The sequence below is a fragment of the sulfur-oxidizing endosymbiont of Gigantopelta aegis genome (assembly GCF_016097415.1).
Classification (GTDB): domain Bacteria; phylum Pseudomonadota; class Gammaproteobacteria; order GRL18; family GRL18; genus GRL18.
The window spans coordinates 2,318,183-2,336,835 of the sequence record NZ_JAEHGE010000001.1 but is presented as its reverse complement, the minus strand read 5'-3'; the positions used below and the strand labels follow the sequence as shown (position 1 = coordinate 2,336,835).

The window sequence follows — 18,653 nt, the reverse complement described above, 5'->3', positions numbered from 1 at the left end:
CCCTTTTCGGTCGGGGGTCAATTATTGTTTCAATCCACGCGCCCGTGAAGGCGCGACGCCCCGAGCAATTCAGGTCGGATTTTAGATAATGGTTTCAATCCACGCGCCCGTGAAGGCGCGACATTTTAATGAGACAATATCTTCGCGATTGGCGGTAGTTTCAATCCACGCGCCCGTGAAGGCGCGACTGCTATTGCCATTTGCGATCAAAATATGAAAATGGTTTCAATCCACGCGCCCGTGAAGGCGCGACATGGAGTGTATTTGATCCGACCACTTTTAGTAGAGTTTCAATCCACGCGCCCGTGAAGGCGCGACCGCTGAATCTAATGATTAATACAATGCAGTATGTTTCAATCCACGCGCCCGTGAAGGCGCGACTAAAAAGTGTTAGTGTTTGAAGAAATTTTGATGTTTCAATCCACGCGCCCGTGAAGGCGCGACTGATCTAAAATTCTGTTTGGTGTATTACTATTGTTTCAATCCACGCGCCCGTGAAGGCGCGACGACAAACATGAGCTCGCATTAAAAAGTCATCGACGTTTCAATCCACGCGCCCGTGAAGGCGCGACCATAACATGTTAAACTTTGCTGCTAAAATGCAGGTTTCAATCCACGCGCCCGTGAAGGCGCGACACAAATAAGCAACGCAGGCAAGGCAAGAAAAGGTTTCAATCCACGCGCCCGTGAAGGCGCGACATGATCTCCCTGATGTGTCAAGAAAGGGCTTTGCCCTCTGGAACGATAGAGCCGTTCCATTCACCCAAGGTATTTTCACAACGGTAATGATCCTGTTACAATATCTTCACGGCACAGGCTGAGGAGCCGATGGCCGTCAACGGTAATGGGCGGCATTTATGTCGCCTTTTACCCCTCTTCAATCAATCGATTTAAGCTATTTCCTGCTGTATTTCATAATCGACTGGTGACAAATAATCATTAGCCGAATGAAGTCGCTCCCGATTATAAAATACCTCAATATATTCAAATATTGCCTGCTTTGCTTCTACTCTGGTTTTGAATCGACAATGGTGCGTCAATTCAGTTTTCAAACTATGAAAGAAGCTCTCTGATACAGCATTGTCCCAGCAATTTCCTTTGCGGCTCATAGACTGAATTATGTTATGATCCGACAATATTTTTCTATGACTATCAGAGGCATATTGGCTACCTCGGTCAGTATGCCAAAGCAATCCATCCATTGGTTTACGCTTCCATATGGCCATCAGTAAAGCATCATTGACTAGCTTGGCTTTCATTCGCTCATCCATCGACCAGCCAACAATTTGCCTAGAGAATAAGTCAATGACAACCGCTAAATATAACCAGCCTTCCTTGGTGGCAATATAGGTAATATCACCCACATAGTAGCGATCAGGTTGAGAGACAGTAAACTCTCTTTCCAGTAAATTTGGAGATATACGCTTATTATGCTTGGAATTAGTCGTCGCTTTAAAGCGTCTCTTCGTTTTACAAAACAAACCGGCTTTTTTCATTAATCGACCAATTCTCCGGCGGCTTATATGAACGCCTTTTTCAGCCAGTTTTCTTTTAAGACGACGGGTTCCATAAGTCTTGCGACTGTCTTCAAACAGTTTTTTAGCTGCTCAGTAAGCGCTTCATTTTCTTTCTCTCTATCCGTTTTAGGAGAGCTAACCCAATCATAATAGCAACTACGGGAAACATCCATAAAACGGCACAGAATCGTTACCGGGTAATCTTTAGCCTGATCAGTTATCCATGCGTACTTCACAAAGTTTCCCTTGCAAAGTACGCTGTGGCCTTTTTAATAAATCACGCTCCTGAATCACTTTTGGACGTTTTACTTCATCATAAATGTGTTCATCACTTCTATTGGCTACCGTCTTCACCGGTTTGGAATATTTACTGATCCAGGTATGTAGAGTATTTACATTAACACCTAGCTCCCTGGCAGTCTGAGAAACGGGTTGATCCGTCTCATTAGCTAATTTGACAGCTGATTCTTTAAATTCTGATGTATAGCTTTTATTCGGTTTTTTGTTTGATCATTCATTTTAGGTCACACTTTTTATCTTTTAGTTATTTTAAGTTGTGTGTCCGGTTAAGTATAGCCACATTACTCACCATTTTTCAAATGTTTCAAATTTGTTTCAATCCACGCGCCCGTGAAGGCGCGACCCATTATCGTTTAGCACTCTAATGAGATTTTTTGTGTTTCAATCCACGCGCCCGTGAAGGCGCGACGCGGGCGATCTTGGGTTTTTGTGACAATATAATGTTTCAATCCACGCGCCCGTGAAGGCGCGACGCAATAGCGCAATATAAAAAGAGCAAAAAACAATGTTTTAATCCACGCGCCCGTGAAGGCGCGACTTGGCCTGCAAAGCAGACAAGGTAGACAAGCCCGAGTTTCAATCCACGCGCCCGTGAAGGCGCGACTTAGAGACCAGTAATGTGGCTATACTTAACCGGACACACAACTTAAAAATAACTAAAAGATAAAAAGTGTGACCTAAAATGAATGATCAAACAAAAAACCGAATAAAAGCTATACATCAGAATTTAAAGAATCAGCTGTCAAATTAGCTAATGAGACGGATCAACCTGTTTCTCAGACTGCCAGGGAGCTAGGTGTTAATGTAAATACTCTACATACCTGGATCAGTAAATATTCCAAACCGGTGAAGACGGTAGCCAATAGAAGTGATGAACACATTTATGATGAAGTAAAACGTCTGAAAAAAGAATTGGCAAAAGTGATTCAGGAGCGTGATTTATTAAAAAGGCCACAGCGTACTTTGCAAGGGAAACTTTGTGAAGTACGCATGGATAACTGATCAGGCTAAAGTACCCGGTAACGATTCTGTGCCGTTTTATGGATGTTTCCGTAGTTGCTATTATGATTGGGTTAGCTCTCCTAAAACGGATAGAGAGAAAGAAAATGAAGCGCTTACTGAGCAGCTAAAAAAACTGTTTGAAGACAGTCGCAAGACTTATGGAACCCGTCGTCTTAAAAGAAAACTGGCTGAAAAAGGCGTTCATATAAGCCGCCGGAGAATTGGTCGATTAATGAAAAAAGCCGGTTTGTTTTGTAAAACGAAGAGACGCTTTAAAGCGACGACTAATTCCAAGCATAATAAGCGTATATCTCCAAATTTACTGGAAAGAGAGTTTACTGTCTCTCAACCTGATCGCTACTATGTGGGTGATATTACCTATATTGCCACCAAGGAAGGCTGGTTATATTTAGCGGTTGTCATTGACTTATTCTCTAGGCAAATTGTTGGCTGGTCGATGGATGAGCGAATGAAAGCCAAGCTAGTCAATGATGCTTTACTGATGGCCATATGGAAGCGTAAACCAATGGATGGATTGCTTTGGCATACTGACCGAGGTAGCCAATATGCCTCTGATAGTCATAGAAAAATATTGTCGGATCATAACATAATTCAGTCTATGAGCCGCAAAGGAAATTGCTGGGACAATGCTGTATCAGAGAGCTTCTTTCATAGTTTGAAAACTGAATTGACGCACCATTGTCGATTCAAAACCAGAGTAGAAGCAAAGCAGGCAATATTTGAATATATTGAGGTATTTTATAATCGGGAGCGACTTCATTCGGCTAATGATTATTTGTCACCAGTCGATTATGAAATACAGCAGGAAATAGCTTAAATCGATTGATTGAAGAGGGGTAAAGGCGACATAAATGCCGCCCATTACCGTTGACGGCCATCGGCTCCTCAGCCTGTGCCGTGAAGATATTGTAACAGGATCATTACCGTTGTGAAAATACCTTGGGTGAATGGAACGGCTCTATCGTTCCAGAGGGCAAAAGCCCTTTCTCTTCATCTGTTTAAAGTTAACATGAGAAACTAAAATGATAGGAAATACAAAATGACAAAAATCACTTGAAACAGCCAAAAAATATTTAGAAAACTGTCCGGAAAAGTGTTGACACATCACAGATCAACAATTGCCCCGTTCATATTGTTTCAATCCACGCGCCCGTGAAGGCGCGACGTTGATTTTTGTAGTGATTGCAGTACAAGTGTTATGTTTCAATCCACGCGCCCGTGAAGGCGCGACGGGGAATTTGTCGCTTATACTATTGGGGATGGAGGTTTCAATCCACGCGCCCGTGAAGGCGCGACACAGAAAATGAAGAAAAACGTATTGCTGAATTGTTGTTTCAATCCACGCGCCCGTGAAGGCGCGACGTTTGCCGTGGTCGCTAGAATTGTATTTGCAGATGTTTCAATCCACGCGCCCGTGAAGGCGCGACTCATTTTTTGAAGTATTTGCGGGCGTTATTTCAAGTTTCAATCCACGCGCCCGTGAAGGCGCGACGTTTTTTTGATTTTATTTAATGTATTTTTAAGATCTGTTTCAATCCACGCGCCCGTGAAGGCGCGACCACAATCATGGACTAAAATACATGATTTAAAATTGTTTCAATCCACGCGCCCGTGAAGGCGCGACCTGTAAAGAAGTTGATCACGAACGTACTGATTTTGTTTCAATCCACGCGCCCGTGAAGGCGCGACCCCACTGAATGATAAAGCCCCCAACCAAGTTGGTTTCAATCCACGCGCCCGTGAAGGCGCGACGTTTGATATAAGTCTGATAAATCAGTGCGTAATTGTTTCAATCCACGCGCCCGTGAAGGCGCGACATATTTTCTAATCTTTGTCCATTATCGATTGCCAAGTTTCAATCCACGCGCCCGTGAAGGCGCGACAGTGTGCAACTACTTGTTCTATGATTTTTTTAGTTTCAATCCACGCGCCCGTGAAGGCGCGACCTTTTTGTGTGAGTGTCCATACCCAGCCTGTGCGATCAGTTTCAATACGCGCCCGTGAAGGCGCGACGATAAGAAAATTATTATTGCAGAACAAATCTGTGTTTTTCAATCCACGCGCCCGTGAAGGCGCGACGCAAAATACCTTGTGAACTGTTTTGTATTCAATATGTTTCAATCCACGCGCCCGTGAAGGCGCGACCTTTACTACTTCACTGCCTTCTTTTTTATCTATTAGTGTTTCAATCCACGCGCCCGTGAAGGCGCGACCAAGATATGCTCATGGATTCAGCGTTCAATATGGTTTCAATCCACGCGCCCGTGAAGGCGCGACACGGCACAGAACTTGGATCAATTACTTGATAATAGTTTCAATCCACGCGCCCGTGAAGGCGCGACGTATTGAATTTTGTACAATTTATCAAAAAATGTATGTTTCAATCCACGCGCCCGTGAAGGCGCGACTTATATCGACGGAAAAACTTGCCAGCGATGGTGTTTCAATCCACGCGCCCGTGAAGGCGCGACAAAATGATAAATATATCCCTGGATTTTACATCGGTTTCAATCCACGCGCCCGTGAAGGCGCGACATCGGGTTTGCAGTCAAAGATATTAACGATATTGTTTCAATCCACGCGCCCGTGAAGGCGCGACATTTTTGTCAAAACATAAGCGTTTGCAGTTCCAGTTTCAATCCACGCGCCCGTGAAGGCGCGACAGGTAAATCATTTTTCGGGACGTATCTTGCAGTTAGTTTCAATCCACGCGCCCGTGAAGGCGCGACAATTGATACGATCAGAGTCATTATTAAAAATAATGTTTCAATCCACGCGCCCGTGAAGGCGCGACTAATAATACAATTTCATCGATTGTATTATTAGCCAGTTTCAATCCACGCGCCCGTGAAGGCGCGACAATGAAATGATTCTGCAGAATCGTTTGCGCAAAGTGTTTCAATCCACGCGCCCGTGAAGGCGCGACCCCAAAGGGCGTCCGTCTCAAGTTCAATTTCCCGTTTCAATCCACGCGCCCGTGAAGGCGCGACACAATATTAAAAACTTTTCCATTTTCTGTGCCCGGTTTCAATCCACGCGCCCGTGAAGGCGCGACGATCTTGACTTATATTTAAGTCAAAAAAGATAGGTTTCAATCCACGCGCCCGTGAAGGCGCGACACTTCCGACCTAGTTCCAGTTCCCTCACCCCACTGTTTCAATCCACGCGCCCGTGAAGGCGCGACGACGAGCAGTACATTAACTGCGGCGGAATGGGACGTTTCAATCCACGCGCCCGTGAAGGCGCGACGCGCTTGGCTCGCTGTATCAACATAATTTAAAAATGTTTCAATCCACGCGCCCGTGAAGGCGCGACTCGATATTATCTATTTCTTTTTTATTTGTTGAGTTGTTTCAATCCACGCGCCCGTGAAGGCGCGACAAGAAGCAATTATCGAGTTTACACTGCAGCGCTGGTTTCAATCCACGCGCCCGTGAAGGCGCGACGAACCTAGATCTGGATATGAACCTGATCTGGATATGTTTCAATCCACGCGCCCGTGAAGGCGCGACCATTCTTTGAAGTATTTGCGGGCGTTATTTCAAGTTTCAATCCACGCGCCCGTGAAGGCGCGACTCGATATTGATGCCAACGTCGGTTTCATCAGCAAAGTTTCAATCCACGCGCCCGTGAAGGCGCGACATTAATGAATTTAATAGTTTTATTAATGATATCACTGTTTCAATCCACGCGCCCGTGAAGGCGCGACATCCCATTTCATATGCGAACAAAGGAGAAATGACTGTTTCAATCCACGCGCCCGTGAAGGCGCGACGGGGAATTTGTCGCTTATACTATTGGCGATGGAGGTTTCAATCCACGCGCCCGTGAAGGCGCGACTTATTAATTGGGCATCCCGGATCAATGGGGCATGGTTTCAATCCACGCGCCCGTGAAGGCGCGACGATGGATCAACATGATGACCGGATACAACAACAGTTTCAATCCACGCGCCCGTGAAGGCGCGACCGTATTTTTTTATTGAAGTAAAAACCGGAAAAGGTTTCAATCCACGCGCCCGTGAAGGCGCGACAAAAAAATTAAAATCAAGAGCACAAACAATTTCGGTTTCAATCCACGCGCCCGTGAAGGCGCGACATTTTTTCTATAAATTTATCAATATCATTTTTTGTTTCAATCCACGCGCCCGTGAAGGCGCGACTTAACAGTACTAAATTTTGTCGCTAAATCTTCTGTTTCAATCCACGCGCCCGTGAAGGCGCGACTTGTAGAAAACATTTAGGAAAGCAAAGGTATTGGGTTTCAATCCACGCGCCCGTGAAGGCGCGACTTATCGATTGAAAAATGATCCCTATCAAATAGTTGTTTCAATCCACGCGCCCGTGAAGGCGCGACTCTTTCAGGTCATTTGCTACGCGGAGGAAGTGGTGTTTCAATCCACGCGCCCGTGAAGGCGCGACAAGGGGCTTTGCCCCTCGCTACGCTCACCCAAAAGTTTCAATCCACGCGCCCGTGAAGGCGCGACACTGAGTTGTTTGCCTGAAAAAAGTAATAATTTCTTGTTTCAATCCACGCGCCCGTGAAGGCGCGACATATAAAAAATCATAATCAATATCATTGATTAATTGTTTCAATCCACGCGCCCGTGAAGGCGCGACGATATTATCTATTTCTTTTTTATTTGTTGAGTTGTTTCAATCCACGCGCCCGTGAAGGCGCGACATCTTTCAGGCCATTTACTACGTGGCGGGAGTGGTGTTTCAATCCACGCGCCCGTGAAGGCGCGACACCAATGGGCTTCCTTCCCGGGCAAGAAGTGCATGGTTTCAATCCACGCGCCCGTGAAGGCGCGACAAGATGGATCAACATGATGACCAGATATAACAACAGTTTCAATCCACGCGCCCGTGAAGGCGCGACAATTTTAAAAAATACAAACCCGTCAATTTGACTGATGTTTCAATCCACGCGCCCGTGAAGGCGCGACAATACTATTGGCGATGGCGGAATTAATTGTTATTTGTTTCAATCCACGCGCCCGTGAAGGCGCGACTTGTAACTTTTACATTATTGGCAAGATTGTGATCAGTTTCAATCCACGCGCCCGTGAAGGCGCGACAATAATTTTAGAAAATTATTGCGGGGTTTAGCAGGTGTTTTCAATCCACGCGCCCGTGAAGGCGCGACACAATTTTTATATCCCCTCGGGGCTCACTTAATTTGTTTCAATCCACGCGCCCGTGAAGGCGCGACGTTTGATATAAGTCTGATAAATCAGCGCGTAATTGTTTCAATCCACGCGCCCGTGAAGGCGCGACACTAATGTTTTTTTGACTTGCCCCATTTTCACTCGTTTCAATCCACGCGCCCGTGAAGGCGCGACAAATTGATACGATTAGAGTCATTATTAAAAACAATAGTTTCAATCCACGCGCCCGTGAAGGCGCGACATGATTTTTTTTGTTCTATCATTTTTATATCTCCAGTTTCAATCCACGCGCCCGTGAAGGCGCGACCAGAAAATGAAGAAAAACGTATTGCCGAATTGTTGTTTCAATCCACGCGCCCGTGAAGGCGCGACAAAAACTTTAGGTGCAGTCGTTACTGTCAATTCGGGTTTCAATCCACGCGCCCGTGAAGGCGCGACATTTCCGATTTCCATGCACTTCTTGCCCGGTCCGGTTTCAATCCACGCGCCCGTGAAGGCGCGACATCCCTGATGCGTGGGATGTGACCGTTTATCGTCTCGTTTCAATCCACGCGCCCGTGAAGGCGCGACAAAATAGCGGAACGATAACGTTAGGTGAATTTAAGTTTCAATCCACGCGCCCGTGAAGGCGCGACAGTTCCATAAATCAAAAAATCGACGTTCGACTTGAGTTTCAATCCACGCGCCCGTGAAGGCGCGACCTCTGTTTGCAAATAATGTTCTATTTCTTGTTCTGTTTCAATCCACGCGCCCGTGAAGGCGCGACATTGGTGCTTGATAAAGATTAACTAATTTTTTCCCTTGTTTCAATCCACGCGCCCGTGAAGGCGCGACATTGATAATATCACAGCACTCGCAAATCGACGTAATGTTTCAATCCACGCGCCCGTGAAGGCGCGACACAGTCTGTATTAATGATTGATACAGATTTTTTATGTTTCAATCCACGCGCCCGTGAAGGCGCGACAAAATGAGATTTTAGGATCGTTGGCGGGATTTAGTGTTTCAATCCACGCGCCCGTGAAGGCGCGACAGACACAATCTATTGCTGAATTTACAAAATTTAATGTTTCAATCCACGCGCCCGTGAAGGCGCGACATTAGAGAACAGATCAACAATTGCCCCGTTCATGTTGTTTTTCAATCCACGCGCCCGTGAAGGCGCGACAATAATTTTTGGGAGCGGGGAGATATCCGTATTAGTTTCAATCCACGCGCCCGTGAAGGCGCGACACCAACGCCGAAACCTAAATCTTCGCCTTTAAGAAGTTTCAATCCACGCGCCCGTGAAGGCGCGACATTGATATAATATACCTTGAGGCTCGTTGTGCCTTGTTTCAATCCACGCGCCCGTGAAGGCGCGACATCATTTTTGAGGTATTTGCGGGCGTTATTTCAAGTTTCAATCCACGCGCCCGTGAAGGCGCGACAATTGTTTTACAACAAGTCTAATAATACGCTTATTGTTTCAATCCACGCGCCCGTGAAGGCGCGACAACAATTTCATCGATTGTGTTTTTTGCCAGAATGTGTTTCAATCCACGCGCCCGTGAAGGCGCGACACTAATAGCAATGTCATTTCAAATGTATAACGATGTTTTCAATCCACGCGCCCGTGAAGGCGCGACACTATAATGCAACCTCTGGAAAATTTGATATTGCAAGAGTTTCAATCCACGCGCCCGTGAAGGCGCGACACATGAAAAGAACATTACAAACAGTTATCGAAGATGTTTCAATCCACGCGCCCGTGAAGGCGCGACACTAAAAAAATGCCATTTAAAAAAGGAAAATCGGGTTTCAATCCACGCGCCCGTGAAGGCGCGACATATTCGAGTCTAACCTATTGAAATTAAAAAAACAAATCGATAGGATCCGCTAACCTTAAAACTTAAACAGAGGAAATTAATCATAAAATGATTTACATTTAAATTCATTTAAAAAACAGTCACTTATTGCTCCGCTAAACTGTCGGGGAATGAATGAGAACGAAGGGTTAGCGATTAAAGAATTAAAGCATCATTGATGGGATCTAAAACAGGCTTTGCTCCAAGATGTTCAACCTTCTGACGTCCTTTTTTCCCAAGCATATAAAAACGCAAACTATCTTTTTTTGAATCAAAAATATCTACTAACTCGCTTTTAAGTTGAACAAATTGTGCAGGTGTGACTTCACATTCAAAAACAGAATTTTGCACCCTCATGCCATGATCTAAACACGTTTTAGCAATTCGTCGTAAGCGACGCTGTCCTCCGGTAGAAATCACACTAACATCATAAGTAACAAGTACAAGCATAATTATTTAACCAAATAGGGGGTATAAAATTCAGTGTCACCCCGAATATGTCTAGCTAAGAGCATTGCCTGACAGTGAGGTAACAGTCCAATAGGAATTTGTTCATTCAAATAGGGATGCAGTATTTCTGTTTGCTTACGTTTTTGCCATGCGGTCAAAAATATTTTCCTAGCATCATCTTTTAAGCGAACAGCACCACTCGCTTCAGTGATAAAATCATTAGCTTTAATCTGTTTACGGTTAATTAGCGTCAACACAAAACGATCTGCCCAAGAAGCTCGGAATTCCTCCAACAAATCCTGAGCGAGACTGGTTCGCCCTGGCCTATCCTGATGTAAATAGCCAACATAAGGATCCAATCCAACACCTTGCAAGGCTGATGCACATTCATTACCAATCAGAGTATAGGCAAACGATAACAATGCATTGACAGCATCTGTGGGAGGACGGCGAACCCTAACACTAAAATTAAAATCACTAGCAATTAATAACTCATTAAAAACTGAAAAATAAGCACTTGCCGCATCACCTTCTATTCCCATCAATTCACCGATACTATCTGCATGCTGAGCATGACGTATACTTGCAGCTAAATGTGTAGAAACTTCGGATAATTTCATGTTTTCGCCATGATTACGTATTTCACGCAATAGCACTGCACGACTATTGGCAATTTTAGCCGCTACTATCAAACGAGCAATAGAGACTGATTTCTCAGTATCATCTGCCCAACGATATTGGGCTCGCCTCAGTAAAACATTACCTGACTGTTTACCTTGTACTCGGGCAAGAAATTTACCATATTCGCTATAAAAAGAGAGATTAATTCCCTGCTCTCCACAAAAGCCCATAAGAAAAGGGGATACAGATACTTGTCCAAAGCAAAGAATGTTAGCAATATTGATAGCCGGAAACTGACCGAGTTTATCCTTGCCCTTTTTTATAATAATAGTTTCACGCTCTTTATGAAGATAGCTTTCTTGGCGCGTAATATAAAGAGTGTTCAGTAATTTTTTCATAATATTCTGATACAGTATTCCTTATTTTCTTACTTGTTCAAATAATTCATTAATATAACTTTTGGAATGATCTTCTCTAAAGGTATCAGGCTCGCACAAATCAACGAGAGAACAAGCTCTACAACGTTTTGTTTGGTTAGTTGGCGATGGTGTTTTCCCTGAACTTAAAATCAAATGAGCATCATCAATGGCAGCTATTGTTTCAGAACGCAATTTATCATCCAATGATACCTGCTCACGCTTTCTTACTTGCCAATACCATAGTGCACCCTTATCAATCGTAATGTTACGCATTTCTTCAAGACAAAGGGCTTGAGCACATAGTTGAATTTTATCCCAGCTTTCAATTTTTGGTTTACCACGCTTATATTCCACCGGAAAGTATCGCACCGGAGGATTACCTTCAATTTCCAACAGATCGAGTTTTCCAGTAATACGTAAGTGCTTTGATTTTACCGCAACACTTCGTTCATAGCGCACATTACCGCGTTGTTCAGGCTCACAACTGTCAACACGCTCATGTAATAGATTGCCGTGAGCCGTAAAATAGTTATCAGCCCAAACCTGCTCAATATGAATTAAAGCAAACTGCCGTGGACAGTAAGCGTAATGTTGTAGGGCGGAGAGCATAATAGTTTGTGCATCATCGCTCATTTATTCTTATCTTTATTCTGTGACTCTAGCAGTTCATCAAAGTCTGATTTAAATGATCTATCTTGAACAATGCGATATTTTTCAAATTCTAACTCAGCAAAATTTTTAGCTACTTCAGCAGTGATTTTCCCTGCATTTTCCAGAATTTCCCTTTCATTAAAATGAAGAAATGCATCCAATTTTTTAGACCAATCATGCATGCTCATGACTTGCATCTTCTTGGCTTGCATTTCAGCATAATCCAAATACATTGTTACAATACGGTTTAACTCATCCAGCTCTATTTTATTCAAGTAATTTTTCGCAATCCAAACGTCAGGTTTTCGAACTCGGCCTGCGGGAGCATTTTTCCATGAATTAAGCCCCATGTTCTGTTTTCGACTATCAGCCCGTTCATGAACAATTTCTGCAGCCGTCTGTTGGGTAATAGCCCAATGTAGTTTATTTTGAACTGTTGCAAAAAATCGTTTTGTTTCTTCCGTGTTCTTCCTGTAGTCCACACTACACTGAGCGAAGATATCTGTAATTTTCTGATAAAAACGACGTTCACTAGAACGAATATCGCGAATACGTTCCAGCTGTTCTTCAAAGTAATCTTCGCCAAAGACACGCTCAGGGTTCTTAAGTCGTTCATCATCCATGGTAAAACCCTTGATAATGTACTCTTTAAGGCGCTCCGTTGCCCAAATGCGAAAATGTGTTGCCTGTATTGAGTTGACACGATAGCCCACAGAGATAATTGCATCAAGATTGTAACAATTAGTCTTGTAGTTTTTACCATCTTGGGCAGTTAGTTCCATTTTGGAACTAACTGAATCCTTAACTAACTCACTAGATGCAAAAATATTTTTCAGGTGCTTAGTGATTGCCGGTCTCTGCACCCCAAAAAGTTCGGCAATTTTATCCTGAGTCAGCCAAATATTCTCATCTTTTAAAAATATCTCAACCTTTACTTTATTATCTGGCGTGGTATAGAGAATAAACTCCGTAAATAAATTTGTAGGGTTGCTTGTGATTTTTTTTCTGCTCATTCGGGCTTGTCTTGAGTTTTGTAGATAATTAATTTAGAGATGGGTCACTTAAACATTTATTTTTAACCTAACAATTTAATCAGTTCTATACCCTCAGGTAAGTTTGAATCATCAATTTCCACCTGATAGTCATTGAAATTTCTGGCAATATCACATTCTTCTTTTCTCTGTACCTGAACTCGATCAAGCAATACTGTTGCTGGTGCATGGCCAAGCGCATTACTGTGTTTAAATACATACAAGCCTCTAGCACTCATTTCACCACGGCTGGCAGAACGATCGTGATCAAACATTTGCATTAATGATTGCCAGAATAATTCCAAATCATCTTCATCAAAGCCTGTTTGTTTTGCCAGATGAGCAGAGATAAACCCATGGCAACGGTACAAACCATAGGGGACGGTGAATTTTCGACCCATGGTACGGTTTTCACCACTTTGAGCCTCTGCTTCTTTAGATGTAGTGACGGCCATGCGTGTAATAGTATGCTCAGATGCAACAACTGGATCAATTGATCGAGAAAAAGTCATTTGTATTGGCCCTCGAACCTGTCCGGCATTTTTTCCCGTACTCATAACAGCACCAAAAGTACGAACATCATAATAATTTTTACACATCCAATTTTTTGCAGCTTCTGTTTTATCACCTTTCTCTTTATCTTTTACCCCTTCTTGCTCATGTGATTCATCAATCATATTATTCAATATTGCTTTTTCACGAACAAATATTTTTCTGTTTGCATTATCAGTTTGCGTCATTTGAACAAAGTTTCTCACTTTTCTTTTCAAACAAACATCCGTAACCAACCCCATACCTGTTTCTGCATCCATACGTGGTAAATTTCCGGCATCCGGATCTCCATTTGGATTTCCATCTTTTACATCAAATAACAAAACAAATTCATAGCGATTATTAAGACCCATAATTATTCCCCTTTATCCAAATTCTTAGTATAAAAATCTTGTTTTTGGTGATAGTAACCAATGGCAAACAGCCCCTGATTTTCCAGATTAAGATGCGATGGAAATTCAGAAATACAGCCCATGACTTCGCCAATGCGCTTCTCTGCATTAATTCTCCAGCCCGGGTTTTCCAATTTTTTAAGATGATGAGTTGATAAGCGCATTAATGTGCCAAACACAGATTTTGGCGTACAACTTGCGCTGCTATAGTAACGATCTCGAATAGTAGCATTGATACCTGGCTGTGCATCTGCCTGTAATTTTTCTAACACGGCAAACAAACGACCTAAGCAATAGCCTGGTCGTTTTTCTTCTTTATTGAGTGACACGGTTAATTCCCTCTGCTTAGTAGTTGAGAAACGGTATTTACGATTTAGACAGGCTTTTATTATGCAAGCACGATTAAAACTGACTTTGCCTTGCTCGGCTCTAACTCTTCGTAATGTTGCTTGAAGAAATGTATCAGGTAGCCTTGTTCCTGTTAAAATACTTCGAATAACATCTGCTGGTAAATTAGGAGATATATTGTCATCTTTATATTGAAGTGCAGTGGTACGAAGTAATTTCTTTAATGGTGGATAGCCAGAATGATCGCGTCCACTAATATCAATATCATTAAACCATTGTGCAATTTTTTCAGAAAACTCTGCTATAGTATCTACTTGCCAGTACCTTACGACAATGCGAGCTGAATTTGGCGCTAGCCCCAATACAAAAAACTTATCATTACCATCATTTTCAATATAAGCCCCATTATGAATAGTAGAAAATAAACTCTTTACAGCCTGAGTAGTTGCATCGGGATCATCTTTTGCATCTGTAAATATTGAAACTAAGGTATTCTCCAAAGCATTATTTTTATCAGACCAGCACACATATGAGGTTTCACCGATACGAAATTTTGTTTGTGATGATTTACGTAACAAGTAATTTAATGTAGCTGCATATTTAAAAGAAGATTCTGCACTAACGGGAAAATTAAACCCCTTATCTTTTCCAAATGAAGTATATGCAGGCTCATTAATAGCCGCTAGGGGTGCAGGTTTTTGATTAACACCACTCACAGAATCATGCAACCGAACAATCTTACTCTTTTTTCCTGTAATTAAACAAAAGCCATCGTGCACACTAGACTCAGGCAATGCTTGCCGCTCAACCCAATTAATAACCTGTTGAGATTGACAAACTAAATGAGAATTCCCTGATAATCTAAAAGTTAAATTGCACCCTTTTATTTTCAAACATTCCTTCCATGTTTCGTGTGCTTTCAGTTTTTCAACTTCATTTTCTGAATTTAAAAATAAATCGACGGCTTTAACGCCAGAATCTTCAGATAGTTCACTACTTAAATTAGAAACTAGATTTTTAAAACTTCTATGCTGTTTTTTTGCATCTTCTATTTCTTTTTCTTTAGGCGTATCTGCAGGTTTTGCTAGTTTGGGTTGCGCAGCAATATAACCATAGTGATCCCACAAACAATATGCCGTTTCATAAGATTTAGCACCGCTTCTACCTGATGCTTTTGGTACTCGGACTGGCTTTATGGTGGTTTTACCGTCCTCTATTTCTCGATTATCATCTAGTTGAATAAATTGACCGGCTTCATCAATAACAACGATAAAGGGGATCGCTTTTTCTTCAAAGCCGAATGGAGGTAAATCATCCTGCTTACGATCATAGTAATCACATAAGGCTTGCAATATCATCCTCGAACCTCATCACTTTGTTTTTCTGGCACATCTATTACACCATTGTTCATAACAGCATTAAAAAATAATGGCATGGGATTATTTGATTGCTGATAATCCATATCATATAGCATCCAGCCTAGTGCCCTGCTTTCCTCAATTGTGGAGTTTTCATTTTCAAGCTCCTCAATTAGTCGGAAATCACAGGAAAATTCTCTACAACCTAAGTAAGGTTGATTAAAACACTGCCCCTTCTTTGCTCTGCGTTTAAACATTTCCACAAATTTACCGACGTTATCAGAATCGCCTGCATTTTTTGTTAATGAAAAGCTACCATGAAGTCGATAAGCCACGTTTTTTAGAAATAATCCCGCCCTTTGTTGCCTAGCATCTTCAACATATAAAGCAGGTAATGCCCCTCCTTTCATGGCTTTATTAATATTGCCAACAGGTAATACAGCACCAACCTCATTACGTCGAATACTGACCCAACGAATCGGTTTTAAGACTTCAATTTTATGGATATGCCATTCAATCGCAGGCTTCCATAAAACAGCTTCGAATATAGCCCGAGCAGCAGACGGTGTAATCACATCATAACTAACTCGCTCTACTTTCATTTCTGGCCGAGTAAAGCAGGCATAATCCCCTGTCACTTCTAAGCAAAACCCCATAGCCCCCCCTAATTTAAAACACACTATCTTCTGGTGAAATCAATATATCCGGTGTATCAACACCCCAAAGTACATGATAAAAACTATCAAGTAGTACAAACAATCCAGCTCTGACATCAATACAGCCATTTACCTGAAATTGCTTAGCCATATTTTCTGTTATTGAAACAGTATAGCGTTGTAGCTTTTTATAAACCCATTTTTGCAAAGGATCTGCCTCAAGCTGACCAATCCATCCCTCTACCGGACTTAAATCAGAGCCATCGGGTTTGAACGGCACAATAATTGACACGCCATTGTTATCAATTAACCTAAACTTTTCTGCCGCAGTTCGAAACTGAATAGCAAGAGGTGCGTCACTGCTTTGACTAGCCCTCAATAAATCCAAAATACCATGTTTATCTCTATCACCTTTTGCATTCATCAATGAAAAATATTTTGCAAAACTATTGGGTGACAATGGTTCATCGAGTTGACCCGATGCTATTAATTCACTGGTTATTTCCTCACCCTGTTTCAAAAAACCTGGTGGAGATGGATGCTCAGCTTTAAAAACAATCACTTTACCCAATTCTTTTAATTTACCTTCTCGATTACAACGACCTGCTGATTGTGCAATTGAATCAAGCCCAGCCATTGCACGATAAACGACAGGAAAATCCACATCAACCCCAGCTTCAATTAGTTGCGTACTAATAACTCTTAATGGCCTTTGACCTCCATTTCTTCTTTCTTCTAATCGTTCTTTAATTTGCTCAATTATTTCTGTTCTATGCTGTGCGCACATATTTGCAGATAGGTGTAGATTATTTTTATCATCAGGCAGTAATTCAAAAAGTTTCCTAGCCTGCTTTCTGGTATTTACGATAGTAAGTACACTATCCTCTGTTTTAAGTTTAAGAGCCAATTCATCCCAACTTAATTTTGGCTCATCCGCTGCTGGAAGCTTCACTTCAACGCGCTTTAATTGCATGGAAAGCTCAATCGGATTCGATACAATTTCACGAACATTATTTAAACCTTTTAATAAAACCTGTCCGAAGGTATTTTTTGACTCAGTTAGTACAGGTTGTGTTGCCGTACATAACACCCATGTCACACCAAAGTGTTCAGATAACTGCTGCATCACCTGTGTAATAGGCGCGTGAAAGTCCCGTGGAATTTGTTGCGCCTCATCCAATATAATGACACTATTAACCAAATTATGTAGTTTACGACAACGGCTGGTACGTGATGCAAATAAAGATTCAAATAATTGAACATTAGTGGTCACAACTAAAGGTACATCCCAATTCTCGGCAGCCAATCTTGATTTGTTATTTTCTTTGTTAGGCGCAACATCCAAGCTGCTATGATGTTCCAACACGGCATCATCACCGATAAAACGTCTAAATACATCTGCATTTTGTTCAATAATACTGGTAAATGGAATAGCATAAATAACACGTTTCTTATTATGAATTCGAGCGTGTTCCAATGCAAAAGCCAGGCTAGATAGTGTTTTACCTCCCCCTGTCGGCACCGTTAAACTAAACAACCCCGGTTGCCAGTGCGCGGCAAGCATACTTTCACGCAAAATATTATTTCGAATGTTATTTAATTCAGACTTAATACTGTTTTTCTTTAATACTTCCATTTCAGATGTAAAACGAGTTTGAAGTAACTCAAGGCTTGCACCAGTATTTCTTTGTGCCGATTTTTTCGGTTGCATATATAATTCTGTATCCAGAAAATCCGCATCAACCAAGCAGGAAAACAATATTCTCATCCATAAAGAGATACTTTCAACTGATTTTGCTACTTCAGGTAGTTCGGGACATTCTCCATGCAGGATATCCACAGGTATATTTTCTGCCAGAGCTTCTTGATATTCTTCAATTCCATCTACAAGCCGGTATTTAAGACTGCCTTTACCACCATCCCAATCAGGCAAACCTGCATGGTGACCTGCAATCAAATAAGAAATAATATGGCCTAAGCCTAGAGGTAACATTTTAGTCGAATGAATTGCCCCTGCCGTTGAATGAGGTGCTCTTTTACCATTTTCAATATGCGCATTTTCTTGCTCATAGCCTGATTGTAAGCGAATATAATCCTGAAATCTTTTTCGATATTTGCCCAAATCATGCCAAATCCCTGACAAAACTGCCCAATCAGGATCAATATCCTTGGCAAATTCTGCAGCTAACTTTTTTACACAACGCAAATGATCATCCAGTATATGTGGCTCATCCCATTCATCATTTTCTTTTAATTTTACATGTGCAACTTTAATTCTATCTATTTTGTAATTTGACAAATTTTACAGTCTCTCTAAT

The 18,653-nt window shown here is 42.1% G+C and carries 8 protein-coding genes, 2 pseudogenes and 4 CRISPR repeat arrays (1 of these 14 cut by a window edge); of the genes and pseudogenes, 1 reads left to right on the top strand and 9 read right to left on the bottom strand.

The genetic code is table 11. The features are described 5' to 3' along the window. Positions 1–699: direct repeats of the CRISPR family, unit length 31 nt; unit sequence GTTTCAATCCACGCGCCCGTGAAGGCGCGAC; it reaches 39 nt to the left of the window's first position. Positions 700–890: 191 nt separating this feature from the next. Next, positions 891–2,003: pseudogene (locus tag JEU79_RS28560) on the bottom strand (IS3 family transposase); the annotation flags it as partial. Positions 2,004–2,128: 125 nt separating this feature from the next. Beyond that, positions 2,129–2,421: a CRISPR direct-repeat array (repeat unit 32 nt; unit sequence TGTTTCAATCCACGCGCCCGTGAAGGCGCGAC). Between the two features lie 86 nt (positions 2,422–2,507). Here JEU79_RS28560 and JEU79_RS11690 point away from each other — a divergent pair. Continuing rightward, positions 2,508–3,657: pseudogene (locus JEU79_RS11690) on the top strand (IS3 family transposase); the annotation flags it as partial. 317 nt (positions 3,658–3,974) lie between these two features. Next, a CRISPR array of direct repeats spans positions 3,975–4,786; the repeat unit is 31 nt; unit sequence GTTTCAATCCACGCGCCCGTGAAGGCGCGAC. 101 nt (positions 4,787–4,887) lie between these two features. Next, a CRISPR array of direct repeats spans positions 4,888–9,838; the repeat unit is 31 nt; unit sequence GTTTCAATCCACGCGCCCGTGAAGGCGCGAC. Between the two features lie 175 nt (positions 9,839–10,013). Here JEU79_RS11690 and cas2 read toward each other — a convergent pair. The 8 genes from cas2 to cas3 all read right to left on the bottom strand — a co-directional run bounded on the left by cas2 (position 10,014) and on the right by cas3 (position 18,634). Beyond that, complete coding sequence (cas2, locus tag JEU79_RS11685; RefSeq protein WP_198264271.1) at positions 10,014–10,307, bottom strand: CRISPR-associated endonuclease Cas2; 294 nt, start codon at positions 10,305–10,307, stop codon at positions 10,014–10,016. 2 nt (positions 10,308–10,309) lie between these two features. After that, positions 10,310–11,326, bottom strand: coding sequence for a type I-C CRISPR-associated endonuclease Cas1c (gene cas1c, locus JEU79_RS11680; protein ID WP_198264270.1), 1,017 nt, complete (start codon positions 11,324–11,326; stop codon positions 10,310–10,312). A 21-nt stretch (positions 11,327–11,347) separates the two neighbouring features. Further along, positions 11,348–11,980 carry a CRISPR-associated protein Cas4 gene (cas4, locus tag JEU79_RS11675; RefSeq protein WP_198264269.1) on the bottom strand — a complete coding sequence of 211 codons (633 nt, stop codon included), beginning with the start codon at positions 11,978–11,980 and terminating at the stop codon, positions 11,348–11,350. After that, positions 11,977–13,011, bottom strand: coding sequence for a virulence RhuM family protein (locus tag JEU79_RS11670; RefSeq protein ID WP_198264268.1), 1,035 nt, complete (start codon positions 13,009–13,011; stop codon positions 11,977–11,979). The genes cas4 and JEU79_RS11670 overlap by 4 nt, the downstream gene beginning before the upstream one ends. 62 nt (positions 13,012–13,073) lie before the next feature. Then, positions 13,074–13,934 carry a type I-C CRISPR-associated protein Cas7/Csd2 gene (gene cas7c / locus JEU79_RS11665; RefSeq protein WP_198264267.1) on the bottom strand — a complete coding sequence of 287 codons (861 nt, stop codon included), beginning with the start codon at positions 13,932–13,934 and terminating at the stop codon, positions 13,074–13,076. A gap of 2 nt (positions 13,935–13,936) precedes the next feature. Continuing rightward, positions 13,937–15,679 (bottom strand): type I-C CRISPR-associated protein Cas8c/Csd1, encoded by a 1,743-nt coding sequence (cas8c, locus tag JEU79_RS11660; RefSeq protein WP_198264266.1) that lies wholly within the window; start codon positions 15,677–15,679, stop codon positions 13,937–13,939. Further along, complete coding sequence (cas5c, locus tag JEU79_RS11655; protein ID WP_198265978.1) at positions 15,676–16,335, bottom strand: type I-C CRISPR-associated protein Cas5c; 660 nt, start codon at positions 16,333–16,335, stop codon at positions 15,676–15,678. The genes cas8c and cas5c overlap by 4 nt, the downstream gene beginning before the upstream one ends. A 13-nt stretch (positions 16,336–16,348) precedes the next feature. Next, entirely contained in the window at positions 16,349–18,634 is a 2,286-nt protein-coding gene (gene cas3, locus JEU79_RS11650) for a CRISPR-associated helicase Cas3' (protein ID WP_246540190.1), read from the bottom strand. Positions 18,635–18,653 lie beyond the last annotated feature (19 nt).

Excerpts from the sequence above, each read along its gene's own strand:
- cas1c (WP_198264270.1), bottom strand. The coding sequence starts at position 11,326 with ATGAAAAAATTACTGAACACTCTTTATATTACGCGCCAAGAAAGCTAT.
- cas7c (WP_198264267.1), bottom strand. The coding sequence starts at position 13,934 with ATGGGTCTTAATAATCGCTATGAATTTGTTTTGTTATTTGATGTAAAA.
- JEU79_RS11670 (WP_198264268.1), bottom strand. The coding sequence starts at position 13,011 with ATGAGCAGAAAAAAAATCACAAGCAACCCTACAAATTTATTTACGGAG.
- cas5c (WP_198265978.1), bottom strand. The coding sequence starts at position 16,335 with ATGGGGTTTTGCTTAGAAGTGACAGGGGATTATGCCTGCTTTACTCGG.
- cas8c (WP_198264266.1), bottom strand. The coding sequence starts at position 15,679 with ATGATATTGCAAGCCTTATGTGATTACTATGATCGTAAGCAGGATGAT.
- cas2 (WP_198264271.1), bottom strand. The coding sequence starts at position 10,307 with ATGCTTGTACTTGTTACTTATGATGTTAGTGTGATTTCTACCGGAGGA.
- cas4 (WP_198264269.1), bottom strand. The coding sequence starts at position 11,980 with ATGAGCGATGATGCACAAACTATTATGCTCTCCGCCCTACAACATTAC.